The sequence below is a fragment of the Winogradskyella schleiferi genome, from assembly GCF_013394655.1.
Lineage (GTDB): Bacteria > Bacteroidota > Bacteroidia > Flavobacteriales > Flavobacteriaceae > Winogradskyella > Winogradskyella schleiferi.
In genome coordinates this window covers 4,037,677-4,051,473 of sequence record NZ_CP053351.1, presented here as the reverse complement: position 1 = coordinate 4,051,473, position 13,797 = coordinate 4,037,677, and the positions used below count along the sequence as shown (strand labels likewise).

General features: G+C 34.1%; 11 protein-coding genes. 7 read left to right on the top strand and 4 right to left on the bottom strand.

The window, feature by feature from the left end:
- Positions 1 to 189: 189 nt before the first annotated feature.
- The 6 genes from HM990_RS17495 (at position 190) to HM990_RS17470 (ending at position 9,308) form a co-directional block, all read left to right on the top strand.
- A complete protein-coding gene (locus HM990_RS17495) occupies positions 190 to 981 on the top strand; it encodes a DUF3108 domain-containing protein (RefSeq protein ID WP_178990860.1) in 792 nt (263 codons plus the stop codon).
- Positions 982 to 989: 8 nt separating this feature from the next.
- Positions 990 to 1,922 (top strand): tryptophan 2,3-dioxygenase family protein, encoded by a 933-nt coding sequence (locus tag HM990_RS17490; protein WP_178990858.1) that lies wholly within the window; start codon positions 990 to 992, stop codon positions 1,920 to 1,922.
- Positions 1,923 to 1,929: 7 nt separating this feature from the next.
- Positions 1,930 to 3,246, top strand: coding sequence for a M23 family metallopeptidase (locus HM990_RS17485; RefSeq protein ID WP_178990856.1), 1,317 nt, complete (start codon positions 1,930 to 1,932; stop codon positions 3,244 to 3,246).
- A complete protein-coding gene (gene pgi, locus HM990_RS17480) occupies positions 3,246 to 4,892 on the top strand; it encodes a glucose-6-phosphate isomerase (RefSeq protein ID WP_178990854.1) in 1,647 nt (548 codons plus the stop codon). The genes HM990_RS17485 and pgi overlap by 1 nt, the downstream gene beginning before the upstream one ends.
- A 163-nt stretch (positions 4,893 to 5,055) precedes the next feature.
- Positions 5,056 to 7,629 (top strand): TonB-dependent receptor, encoded by a 2,574-nt coding sequence (locus tag HM990_RS17475; RefSeq protein WP_178990853.1) that lies wholly within the window; start codon positions 5,056 to 5,058, stop codon positions 7,627 to 7,629.
- Between the two features lie 11 nt (positions 7,630 to 7,640).
- Positions 7,641 to 9,308, top strand: a complete 1,668-nt coding sequence (locus tag HM990_RS17470; protein ID WP_178990851.1) for a choice-of-anchor J domain-containing protein — start codon at positions 7,641 to 7,643, stop codon at positions 9,306 to 9,308.
- Positions 9,309 to 9,387: 79 nt separating this feature from the next.
- On the opposite strand, the gene gldD is transcribed toward HM990_RS17470, so the two are convergent.
- The 4 genes from gldD to mutY form a co-directional block, all read right to left on the bottom strand.
- Positions 9,388 to 9,957 carry a gliding motility lipoprotein GldD gene (gene gldD / locus HM990_RS17465; RefSeq protein ID WP_178990849.1) on the bottom strand — a complete coding sequence of 190 codons (570 nt, stop codon included), beginning with the start codon at positions 9,955 to 9,957 and terminating at the stop codon, positions 9,388 to 9,390.
- Positions 9,954 to 11,273 (bottom strand): gliding motility-associated protein GldE, encoded by a 1,320-nt coding sequence (locus HM990_RS17460; RefSeq protein ID WP_178990847.1) that lies wholly within the window; start codon positions 11,271 to 11,273, stop codon positions 9,954 to 9,956. Before HM990_RS17460 ends, gldD begins: the two co-directional genes overlap by 4 nt.
- Before the next feature lie 20 nt (positions 11,274 to 11,293).
- On the bottom strand, positions 11,294 to 11,746 hold the full coding sequence (locus HM990_RS17455) for a single-stranded DNA-binding protein (RefSeq protein ID WP_178990845.1): 453 nt from the start codon (positions 11,744 to 11,746) through the stop codon (positions 11,294 to 11,296).
- 87 nt (positions 11,747 to 11,833) lie between these two features.
- Positions 11,834 to 12,874 (bottom strand): A/G-specific adenine glycosylase, encoded by a 1,041-nt coding sequence (mutY, locus tag HM990_RS17450; protein ID WP_178990843.1) that lies wholly within the window; start codon positions 12,872 to 12,874, stop codon positions 11,834 to 11,836.
- A gap of 134 nt (positions 12,875 to 13,008) precedes the next feature.
- Between mutY and HM990_RS17445 the strand changes: the two genes are divergently transcribed.
- Complete coding sequence (locus HM990_RS17445; RefSeq protein ID WP_008270198.1) at positions 13,009 to 13,299, top strand: HU family DNA-binding protein; 291 nt, start codon at positions 13,009 to 13,011, stop codon at positions 13,297 to 13,299.
- Positions 13,300 to 13,797: the final 498 nt, after the last annotated feature.

Sequence of the window (13,797 nt, the reverse complement as noted above, 5' to 3'; positions counted from 1 at the left end):
ATTTAGAAATGTATTTGTTACATTTGGAATAGTAATTGTATTTATGATAATTGTAACACAAAAAATGCGTTACATTAATTACATTTACAAACTAGAATTTTGAAATGATTATGTTGAAACTGTTGTGGGCTTAGCCCATGGCAAATAGCGAACAGGATATTGCCTTCAAAATTCAACAGACTAAAACATATGAAATATATTTTAACTGTAATATTATTCTTCGCTGGATTTCAAGCATCAGAAGTTGAAAAGGAATCTGCATTTCAAGAAGGGGAGTGGTTTAAATTTGAAATGAGTTATAGTGGTTTTCTAAAAGCAGGAAACGCCACATTATCTGTTAATGAAACGAAATTAGAAGGGAAACCAGTGTATCACGTTGTTGGAAAAGGTTGGACAACTGGTGCTATAAAATGGTTTTTTAAAGTGAAGGACAGGTACGAGAGTTATTTCGATAAAGCTACGGGCGCACCCTATAAATTCATCAGAAAAATAGACGAAGGTGGCCATACCAAGGATATAGAAATTAACTTTGATCATCAAAATAATATTGCTGAGGTAAACAATAAGAAACAAAAGGAAACTAAAAAAGTAACTACTGAACAAGATGTTCAGGATATGGTTTCCATGTATTATTATTTAAGAAATAAAATTGAGATAAGCGATTTAAAAGAAGGTGACGAGATTGAAACCAACATGTTTTTTGATGAAGAAAACTATGGTTTTAAATTGAAATATTTAGGAAAAGAAACCATTGAGGTAGAGATTAATGGCACTGAGGTAAAAGTCAAAACAATTAAATTTAGACCTTACGTTATGGCTGGTCGTGTTTTTAAAGAGGAAGAAAGTTTGACACTTTGGGTAAGTGCCGATAAAAATAAAATACCTTTAAAAATCAAAGCAGATTTGGCTGTTGGTTCTCTACGAGCTGATCTTGTTGAATTTAAAGGTTTAAAACACTCCTTTAAAATAGAATTTGATTAATAAATAACATGCACGATTTACATAAATTCGATAACATTGTAAAAGAACTTCAAAAGAAGTATAGAGCAATTGACCAAGACACAGACGACCATTTATACGGCTTACTTTATAGCAAACCCATAACGTATTGGGATTACATACAAACAGATGCGTTATTGAATTTGCAAATTCAACGGACTACGCTTCCAGATGAAATGGTGTTTATCGCTTATCATCAAATTAACGAATTAATTTTTAAAATGATACTTTGGGAAATTTCCCAAGTCGGAGAAAAAGAAGATATCGACGTTACTTTTTTTGAAAGTAAACTGATGCGAATTAGCCGTTATTTCGATATGCTGTCCACGTCTTTCAACATTATGAGAGAGGGTATGGAAGTAGAGCAGTATATGAAATTTAGATATACCTTAACTCCAGCAAGTGGTTTTCAAAGCGCTCAATACAGACTTATTGAGTTTGCTTCTACAGAATTAATCAATCTTATTGATTATAGATTTAGAAAAGATATTGATAGAGATACACCGTTTACACATGCTTTTGAACATTTATATTGGCAAGCGGCAGGAAAAGACCATAAAACAGGGAAAAAATCCACACTTTTAGTTAATTTTGAAAAACGTTACAAAGATGAGTTTTTAAGGTTTATGAAAACCTATAACACTAAAAACCTTTGGACACGTTTTAAAGAGTTGCCGGAAAAGGACCAGAAAAATGAAGAGCTTGTAAAAGCCATGCGCCATTACGATTACACGGTTAACGTAAGTTGGGTAATGGCACACTACAATGCAGCCAAACATTATATTGATAGTGGCATTGGAGATGGAGAAGCAACTGGAGGAAGTGACTGGAAAAAATACATGCATCCAAAATACCAGAAACGTATTTTTTTTCCGGAACTGTGGAGTGAAAAAGAATTAGAAAATTGGGGAAATAATTTATAATTAGTTAATGCAATTAAGAAATAGTCTGGCAATAGTTGTTATTGCCATAAGTTTATGGACGTGTAAAGAAGATAATTCTGCTGAAGTCGCTTACGAAAAAGAAGAAGCCGAAATTGTTGAAGAAGAAAAGATTCTTGAATTTGGGTTCGATATCAATAACTACATCGTAAAACGGGATACCATCCAAAAAGGTGATAGTTTTGGTGAAATTCTTCAACGCAATAATATTGGCTATCCTGATATTTTTAAAATTGCTGAGGTCACTAAAGATACCTTCGATATAAGAAAACTTCATCCAGGAAAACCGTATACCTTGCTGTTTTCAAAAGATTCTGAAAAGGATAGCCTTCCCAGTCCAGAAACTTTTATTTATCAGGCAGATCAAGTTAAATATGTGGTTATAAATTTAAAAGATTCCATTCATGCCTACACCAACAAAAAACCAGTAACTTATGTTGAAAAAACAGCTACTGGCGTTATAGAAAGTAGTATTTCTTCAACTTTAGAGGAAAAAGGATTAAGTCAGAAGTTAGCTTATAAAATGGCGGATGATATTTATGCCTGGACTATTGATTTTAGAAGGTTACAAAAGGGAGACCGTTTCAAGGTGCTTTATACTGACAAGTATATTGATGACACCATTTATGCAGGTGTCCATCATGTTAAAGCGGCTTATTTTGAGCATAATGGTGATTCCTTATATGCTTTCGAATTTGAAACCGATTCTGTAAAAGGCATACGAGATTACTTTAATGAAAACGCAAAAAATCTAAGACGTGCGTTCTTAAAAGCACCTGTGCAGTTTAGTAGAATATCCTCCCGTTATAACTTGAAACGTCGGATTGCAGTTTATGGTTATAAAGTCCGTCCGCACAAAGGTACCGATTTTGCCGCACCAATCGGAACACCTATTATGGCTACAGCCAATGGAACCGTGACCGAATCTACAAGACGAGGTGGCAATGGAAAATATGTGAAAATTAGGCATAATGATACCTATTCTACACAATATTTGCACATGAGCAGACAAGCCGTTAAAAAAGGGCAATTTGTAAAACAAGGCGATATTATCGGTTATGTTGGTATGACAGGAAATACAGGTGGTCCACATGTGTGTTACCGTTTCTGGAAAAATGGTAGTCAGGTAGATCCATTTAAACAAAAACTACCGGAAGCCAAACCAATTTCGGATAGCCTAAAAGTAAAATTTCTGGACCATATAAAACCAATAAAACAACGCTTAGACAATATTTTCTTCTTAGAAGCTGAGCCAAAGGAAACAGAAAACACCATAACCGAGGATTTAACAACAGATATACAATAATGGCACTAAAAGCAACCAACCCGACCACTACAGAAGCTTGGAAAAAATTACAAGCGCATTTTGAAACCATTAAATCCCAGCATTTAAGAGACATGTTTAAATCTGATGCCGATAGAGCAAATGATCTTACGGTAAAGTGGGAGGACTTTTATGTCGATTTTTCTAAAAACAGAATCACAACAGAAACCATCGATTTGTTAATTGAATTAGCAAATGAGGTGGACCTAAAAAATGCCATTTCAAAATATTTTGATGGCGATGTTATTAATGCTACAGAAGGACGAGCGGTTTTACACACGGCTTTAAGAGCACCAAAAGAAGCCAAAGTATTAGTTGATGGCGAAAATGTGATTCCTGAAGTACATGAAGTAAAGAAAAAAATTGAGAATTTCACGAACTCTGTTGTTAATGGAAATCACAAAGGCCATACCGGAAAAGCCATCACAGATGTTGTAAATATTGGTATTGGAGGTTCTGATTTGGGACCAGCAATGGTGGTTGATTCTCTTCAGTATTATAAAAATCAATTAACTACACATTTTGTAAGTAATGTAGATGGTGACCATTATCAAGAAGTCATTAAAAACTTAAATCCTGAGACCACGCTTTTTGTAATTGTATCTAAAACCTTTACAACACAAGAAACATTATCTAATGCCAATTCCATTAGAGCTTGGTTTTTAGAATCACAACCAAAAGAAGCGGTTTCTAAACATTTTGTTGCGGTTTCAACTAATATTGAAAGTGTAAAAAACTTCGGAATAGATGAAGCTAATATTTTCCCAATGAAAGATTGGGTTGGCGGTCGTTTTTCATTATGGAGTGCTGTAGGGCTTTCTATAAGTCTTGCTTTAGGTTATAAACACTTTGAAAGTCTATTGGATGGAGCGCACAAAATGGATGAACATTTTAGAACGACGGATTTCAATGAGAATATTCCGGTAATTTCAGCTTTATTGACCGTGTGGTACAATAATTTCTTTCAATCGGAGAGCGAAGCCATTATTCCATATACACAATATCTAAATCAGTTTGCTACCTATTTGCAACAAGGCATTATGGAAAGTAATGGTAAAAGTGTCGATAGAGATGGGAACAAAGTAAATTACCAAACTGGTACATTAATTTGGGGCGAACCAGGTACAAATTCCCAACATGCTTTTTTTCAGTTAATTCACCAAGGCACTAAATTAATTCCGACTGATTTTATTGGGTTTGTTAATTCACTCTACGGAAACAAAGACCATCACGATAAGTTGATGTCTAATTATTTTGCACAAACAGAAGCGCTAATGAACGGTAAAACAGAAGCAGAAGTTCTATCGGAATTAAAAGGGCAATCAGCAACCAAAGATGAGATAAAAGACCTGTTACCTGTTAAAATATTTGAAGGCAATAAACCAACAACCTCACTTTTAATTCAAAAATTAACACCAGAAAGCTTAGGAAAACTCATTGCTATGTACGAACACAAAATTTTTGTACAGGGCATTGTTTGGAATATCTATAGTTACGATCAATTTGGTGTTGAGTTAGGGAAGCAATTGGCAAAATCCATATTAAGTGAACTTCAAGAAGCCAATTCATCTTCACTTCATGATGCATCTACTCAAAATTTAGTAACATTTTATAAGAAGAATTGTTAAAATTTGTTAAAAAGTTTTAATAAAATTCATTATGCACGCATAGAATTTGACGATTCGATAATTATCTTCGCATCGCTAAATTGTTAACATTGGGTTAATGTTTTAGCTATAGTATTGCGTAAATTTGCGCCGAATAATAAAACCAATTAACTTAAATTTTAATATGAAAAAATTTAATCAATTTTTATGTGTTACTGTATTGACCCTGTTCTCAACAGTGATATATGCTCAAACTACTATCAAAGGAAAAATTATTGATGGTGATATGAACTCACCACTTCCTGGTGCTAATATTATAGTAAAAGGAACTACAAATGGTGCTACCACAAATTTTGATGGTAATTTTACTTTAAATGCAGCATCAAACTCTGGAGAGGTTGTAATATCTTACGTGGGTTACGTAACTCAAACTATAGCCTATAGTGGAGACACAGATTTAGGTACAGTAGTTTTAATTTCAAGTAATGTTGGATTGGACGAAATAATGATCGTTGCTTCTGTAGCGGTTGACAGGAAAACACCTGTAGCAGTTTCTACTGTTCGTGCCGAAGAAATTTCTTTAAAATTAGGAACTCAAGAGTTTCCAGAAATTTTAAAATCTACGCCAGGTGTTTATGCGACGAAAGCTGGTGGTGGTTTCGGTGATGGACGAATTAACTTACGTGGCTTTGATTCAGAAAATGTCGCCGTAATGATTAACGGAGTGCCTGTAAATGACATGGAAAACGGACGCGTATTTTGGAGTAATTGGGCTGGTTTAGGTGACGTTACAAGCACAATGCAAGTTCAAAGAGGTCTTGGTGCTGCGAGAGTTGCAGTACCTTCTATTGGTGGAACAATAAATATCTTAACCAAAACTACAGATGTTGAAGAAGGTGGTAACGTAATGACTTCCCTAGGAAATGATGGTTATACTAAATTTGGTGTAACCTATTCTACAGGTTTAATGGATAATGGATTTGCTGCTACAGTATCCGCTGCTAAAACAGATGGTGATGGATATGTAAGAGGAACACAGTTTAATTCGGTTTCTTATTTCGTTAACGTATCTAAGAAAATAAATGACCAGCATAAATTAGCTTTTACGGCTTTTGGCGCTAAACAACGTCACGGTCAAAGACAAAACAGACAGCTTATAGAGACTTACAAAAAAAGTCCAGACGGTATAAAATATAACCAAGATTGGGGTTATAAAAATGGTCAAGTTACTTTTATAGAGGATAACTTTTATCACAAACCACAAATATCCTTAAATCATTATTGGAATCTGAATGATAAAACAAGTATCTCTACCGCTGCATATGTGTCTTTTGGCTCTGGTGGTGGTGGTGGAACCATGAGAAGCGACGCGGATATTCCTGGATTTGAAAATGATGGAGTATTTAAATTTACAAATCCTGAATATAGAATAGGAAACTTTGGTCCTTTGGATTTTGACAGAATCGTGAACGAAAATATCGCGAATGGGGCAAATGGTTCTAATGCAGCTTTAAGAGCATCAAGAAATGATCATAATTGGTACGGTGTATTATCTACATTAAAATCAGACCTATCTGATGATTTAGTACTTTTAGCTGGTTTAGACTATAGAAACTATACTGGTATTCATTTTAGAGAAGTAACAGATTTGTTAGGGGGACAGTTTATTATTAACGATGATAACGTTAATAACGTAACAGGTGTTGCTAGAGAAGGTGATAAAGTTTCCTATTTTAACGATGGTTTAGTTGGTTGGATAGGTTTTTTCGGTCAGTTAGAGTATGATATTAATGAAAAGTTCAATACATTTCTTTCAGTAAATGCATCAAATACGTCTTACAAAAGAAAAGATTACTTCAACTATTTAGATGGTGACCCATTACAGGAAACAGATCGCTTCAATTTTTTAGGTTTTGGTGCTAAAGGTGGCGGAAACTATAGATTAGATTCTAATCATAACGTATTTATTAATTTAGGTTATTTTGAAAAAGCTGCAGATTTTGATGCTGTTTTTCCTGAATTTAATAACGAAGAAATTAATGAAGATGCTGAAAATCAGAAAATAATGAGTTTTGAAGTCGGTTATGGTTACCGAGGGGAGAAGCTTTCTGCAAACGTCAATCTTTACAGAACAGCTTGGAGAGATAGAACAGAAACTATACCTTTTCAGTTAAATGAAGACGAAACAGGTTTTGCAAATATTTTAGGTGTTAATGCAATACATCAAGGTATTGAAATTGACTTCGTTTATAAAGCCACAGATAAATTAGATTTAACGGGTATGGTATCTTTAGGTGATTGGAGATGGGAAGAAAATGTGACTGATGTTAATATTCTAGATGAAGAGCAAGAAGTTGTCGCTACTGTAGATTTATTTATTGAAGATGTGCCTGTTGGTGATGCTGCTCAAACTACATTTGCTTTAGGTACAAATTATAAATTTAGTCCAGAAACAAGGTTTACTATAGATTATAACTATTTTGCTCGTTTATACTCTGATTTTGATCCAAGTGACAGAGGTACGGAAGGCGCACCAGACCCATGGGAAGTTCCTGATTATGGAGTATTCGATACAGCATTTTCTCATAGTTTTCCTTTTGGAAACTTCGAAGCGACTTTGATTGCTAGAATGAATAATGTGTTTAATACTAAATATATATCAGATTCCTTAGATGGAGCTGATTCAAATGCTGAAACCGCATTAGTTTATTACGGTTTTGGTAGAACGTTTAGTGTAGGAGCAACTATTAAATTTTAAAAAAAAACAAAATGAAAAAATTAATTTATTTACTGACCTTTATAGGTATAGCCTTTACGGGTTGTAATCCTGTAGAAGATATTAATAATAGTATAGAAAACGAAGTCGTAGTTGGTGTAGAGGAGTTTACCTTAACGACAGAAGACTATGCTAATATTGTAGAACAAGGTGAAGATGAAGAACCGGATTATTATGAAACATTTGACGCTTTTAGCGATACTGATGATGCAAAGCTTATGCTCCCAGGATTTTTAAGTGATCGATATCCTTTCTGGGGAGAGGGTTCTTCTGTAACTGTAAACTTTAACTTATTTGATGGTAATCCAGAAGATGCTAGTGCATTTACCAATGCAACGATTTATGAATTGATGACTGAAGATTACCCAACTGCCGCTAGTAATGCATTTTTTCCTAACGAAGACCCAATGGATTTTTTAGAGGATATCTTGGATACTCAAATATCTAGTCCAATGGAAGGTCAAATCGTAAGAGCCGAATTTAATCAATTTATTAATGAACCAACTGTAGGCTTAGCACCAGCAGTTGAATTTGATTTTGCTGATAGCTTTGAGGGATGGACTGTTGAAGAGGAATTTGGCGATAACGAAGTTTGGACATCTGATATTGAGTTCATACAAGGTAATGGGTTTTTTGGTGGCCAAATTGCCAATATTGAGTGGTTGGTTTCTCCTGAAATTGATCTAACTCAAGAAAGTGATTTAAGATTTCAGATAAATCAAGCCATACGTTTTGCTTCAGATATAAGTCTCCTTAAAATTTTAGTGGCAACAGATTACACTGGAGATGTCGCAACAGCAGATTGGGCTGAAATTGATTTAGCGACGGCACCTGCAGGAAATAGTGACACATTAGTATTGTCAGAAGATTTTGACTTTTCTGCTTATGATGGTGAAACCATTAATATTGCTTTTAAGTATGAGTCCACAGATTCTGACGCTGCGAGATGGAGAATAGCATCTTTAGTTCTTAAAACTATAGGTATCTCAGGTGATACAGTAACGGAATCAGTATATTTTAGGTATTCTGGTGGTTCATGGGACGTCGTTGAGAATGTTTATTATCTAACAGCTGCAGATTACGATTCCATGGGTGAGGAGTCTGGTCAGCCAGGACGTTTTGATAATTTTAGTAATTCTGTTGCGCCTGAGAATTATTTACCACAATTTTTGAGCTTGCAATATCCATTTGCACAAGATGAGGATGAAATATTTATTGTTTATAGATTTTTTGTTGATGGCTCAACTGTAATAAAAAGTAACTTATATACATTCAACAATGGAGAATGGTCGCCAAAAACATCATCATTACAATTTGAATATGAAAATGGTGTTTGGGTACCAGATAATACAATAAGGTATACAATGGTTGGTTCTGATTATGATTTAGTCGCAACAACATTGATGGACGTAGAAGGATTTAGTGCGGCTGCAGGAAACTTAGCGAATTTTGGAAATTTCAACAGAACTGGTAGTGCATCGGCTTGGAGTGATGAAATGATGGAAAGAGCTATGGGAGTTGTTCTAGACAATTTAGATCCTAATGCGGAAGAAGGACAAAAGTATGCCGTTACTGCAAATACATTTGGTGCTAGCTCTACAGAAGAATTTAGGGTTATTAAAATGGAAGGTGAATGGATTGATCCAACTCTACCTGAATAATCATATTTAAAAAGTCTATTATAAAAAAATGCCTATCAGATTTCTGATAGGCATTTTTTTATGCTTATTAAAACAAATATTAATCCTCCCATCGCACACTCTCCATAATCTTCTTAATATCTTTCTTCAAATATTCCGCAGCAGGATAAATAGAATCGTAATTAGGTTTCGCATAGAAGTAAAGGGATCCGCTTAAAAAGTGATTTAAACTATCTGTGACATAAAATTGAGATTGCGATGCTGCGTTGCCTCCAATTTCATAAAGCATTCCATACACTTTAGCTTCTTTATTTTCAAAGAGGTTACTGGAAATTTCATCAGCTTTTATAGTGTGTTTTTGCGTCAGGTTTTGTGCATCTCTCAACAAACTATCCAAATTATCATTCTTTACTTCTTTATAAGTGAGATAAATGGTAGCCTTTAAAGCGGGATATTTAACATCAACTCCATTGGTTTTACCTAGAGATTTTACAGTTTTTATAGGGTTTGCCAATTCATTTTTTTCAAAAGAAAATGGTAAAGGAATACTTGCTTTTTTATATTCAGCCTTTGGATATTCCAATCTTAAATAACCTTTGGGTTTTGGTAATGGATCGTCTCCACAACCAAACATCAATAAGCTTAATAAGGGTAAAACTATTCGCTTCATAAATGTCGATTTAATAAAGTGAGTTTAATTTGTTTGATGCGTTTGCGCTCTAAGGCTTCTACAGTAAAAACGTAATTTTCAAAATTTATTTTACTTCCTATTCTTGGAAAACCACCTGAAATCTCTAAAACAAAACCAGCAAGGGTTTCGGCTTCTCCTTTTCGAGCGTCAAAAAGATCCATATCGTCTTCAATACCTACGATTTTAAAAACATCCTTAAGAGGTGTCTTGCCTTCAAAACTATAATTGTTATTGTTAAGCTTGGTGTAAACTAAGTCATCGTCATCATACTCATCACTAATATCACCTACAATTTCTTCAATTATATCTTCAAGTGAAACCAGTCCTGAAGTGCCTCCATATTCGTCTACAACTACCGCAAGGTGTACTTTTTTGGTCTGGAATTCAACCATTAGATCATCTAACTTTTTGTTTTCCGGTACAAAAAAAGGTTCGCGTAAAATGGTCGTCCAATCAAAAGTTTTTTTGTTCAAATGCGGTAATAAATCCTTAACGTATAGCACTCCTTTTATGGTGTCGATGCTTTCTTCATAAACAGGAATTCGGGAATAACCATTATCAATAATCTCAGTGATTATAGTTTCATAAGGAGTATTCATACTCAAAGCAAACAAATCCATGCGAGGTCGCATCACTTGTTTGGTATCTGTATTTCCAAAAGATACAATACCTTGAAGAAGTTTTTGTTCTTCTTTGGTTGTATCTTGATCATTGGTAAGTTCTAAAGCTTGTGATAACTGATCGACGCTAAGATTAGAGCGTTGTTTCCCAAATTTATTCTGAATTTGTATAGTTACATAACGCATTGGTAAACTCAACGGTGAAAGCATGACATCCAAAACCCGTAAAGGTCTTGCCATAAATGAAGAAAACTTTACACTATTTCTACTAGCATAAATTTTAGGAATAATTTCACCAAACAATAATATTAAAAAGGTTGCGGAAACGACCTCAATTAAAAATCGAAAAAGTGCATTTGTAATACTGCTAAAGAGCGTTTCACCTATATAGGCGAACAATAATACAACGGCTATATTTATGAAATTATTAGCCACTAATATCGTTGCCAACAATTTTTTTGGCCGTTCTAAAAGTGAAGCAATAATTTGCATGGCCGCAGATTTCTTTTCCAAACCTTCGTCTAAATTAGATTTGGTCAGGGAAAACAAGGCCACTTCAGCTCCTGAGATTAATGCAGAGCATAGCAATAAAACCACAAGTACAACAATGCTCGTTATAAACGATGTATTAATAACTAATAAATGTGATAATAAAACCGTGGGTTCTGGGTCCAAGTCAAGAAACTATTAAATGGTTAAAAAGGTAAATCATCATCGCCTTCTGGCTCTGCATTTGTAGGAGCAGATTGTGGCTTTTGAGAATTACTATCTGATGTATTGGGCTTTTGGGATTGCTGAGGTTGTTGATCACTTTTAGGTGTTAAGAACGTAAATTCATCACATTGTATTTCTGTAGAATAGCGTTCCATGCCCTTGTCATCAGTCCATTTTCTAGTTTTAATACGACCTTCAATGTAGACTTTATCGCCTTTGGTAAGATACTTTTCGCAAATTTCTGCGGCTTTGTTCCTCACTACAATATTGTGCCATTCCGTATTAGTAATTCGCTCATTGGTTTGCTTACTGACATAAGACTCACTTGTCGCTAAAGGAAAACGACCAACACAATTTTTATCATCAAAATAATGCATTTTTACCTCGTCTCCTAAGTTTCCAATTAGCATTACTTTATTTAATGTTCCGGCCATAATTATTTTGTTTAATAGTTTGCAAAGTTACTCAATTGTGTAGTCACAACTTTAAAAGTACTAAAAAAATGTGATTTCTTTAAGGTTCTAAAAACCAAACCGGTCAATAAAATCACTAATAAGTACAGGTGCAGGATATTCAGTCAATGATTTTGTAGGAATGGCATCGTTTGGCAATTGCTCTACATCTATAATCCAGAATTTGGTGTAAAGATGTTGATGCGACAATTTATGTACTATATCCACCTCATTATATAAGGAATAATCGAAGGGTTTTAATGTTGAAAAAGACTCCTCTAAATTCATGAGATGAAATTCTTCAGAATTCAAACTTTTTTCAGATTCAATTAAAGGAAACTGATAGAGGTTCTGCCAAATCCCTTTTTTTGCTCGTTTTTCAAAAAGGGTTTGCTGGTTGTGATCAATGAAAATCAAAAAGTTGAAGTATTTAGTGGTCACTTTAGTTTTCTTTAGTTTTACAGGAAGGACATCGACCATTTTTTTCTGAAGCGCAATACAACCATTTTTAAGGGGACAAATAGTACAATCGGGATTTTTCGGTTTGCATTGTAGCGCACCAAATTCCATAATGGCTTGGTTATATGTGGCAGGTTGTGACTCATCGATCAGAGAATTTGCTAAAGATTTGAATTCTTTAATACCTAAAGTTGAATTGATCGGCGTTTCAATCCCAAAATAGCGAGATAAAACTCTATAGACGTTGCCATCTACTACAGCCGCCACTTTGTCAAAGGCTATGGAAGCAATGGCACTTGCTGTATAATCGCCAACGCCTTTTAGTTTTAATAAATCGTTGTAATTATCCGGGAAATGTCCATGCAGCTCATGTACAATATATTTAGCTGTATAATGAAGATTCCTTGCTCTGGAATAATAGCCCAAACCTTGCCATAATTTTAAAACAGATGTTTCTGAGGCGTCAGCAAGATCGAAAATAGTTGGGTAATTGGTAACAAATTGTTGATAATAAGGTAAACCTTGTTTCACTTGGGTTTGCTGTAAAATAATTTCTGAGAGCCAAATATGATATGGATTTTGGGTTTCTCGCCATGGCAAATGTCGTTTGTTTATTGAGTACCAGTTAATTAGTTTGTGTTTGAAATCCATTGGCTTTTTTTAATGAAAAGCAAAATTAAATGTTTATTGTGTTAAATTTTAATTAATTACGTTTGAACTATTGAAATTAAATTACCTATATTTGCAATCCCTTAGAATAAATAGTAACCCTAAAACTAGTAACAATGACAAAAGCCGATTTGGTAGCAAAAATATCTGATAAATTAGGTATTGAAAAAGGAGACGTACAAGCAACTGTAGAAACCTTTATGGAAGAAGTAAAAACATCTTTAGAGAGCGGAGATAACGTGTATTTAAGAGGTTTCGGTAGCTTCATCATTAAAACAAGAGCTGAAAAAACAGGTCGTAATATCTCAAAGAATACTACAATAAAAATTCCAGCACACAACATACCAGCATTTAAACCAGCTAAAGTATTTTTAGAAGGTGTTAAATCTAATGTTGAAGTAAACTAAGAAAGCATTTAAAATAAAATATTAATTAAAAAGCATTATTTATTATGCCAAGTGGTAAAAAAAGAAAAAGACACAAGGTAGCGACGCATAAGCGTAAAAAACGTAGACGCGCTAATCGTCACAAAAAGAAATAAATTGTTAAAAGTAGTTTTATAACTACTTTTTTCAGTTTGGACAGCTATTGAATTTTAATCCTTTTTCAGGAAATACAAATATTCAATAAGAGTCCTATTAACGAAACGTTCTTTGATATAGAATCTGGCGTATTTAATAGAGTACACCTAGATTTGTTGGTTTCCCGATAATAATCGGGACCTGTGTCAATTAATTGAACTGGTTTAAACTTTTTACTTCTAATTAAAATTATATGTTCATAGTCATATTTTGAATCTTTTTAAGTTGCTTAGCAAGAGCTAAGAAGCGATAAAAGAAAAGATAGGACTAAAAGCGGTAATTTTTTATTGGACCCAAAAAGTTTAACTAAGTTCTCTAAGTAAA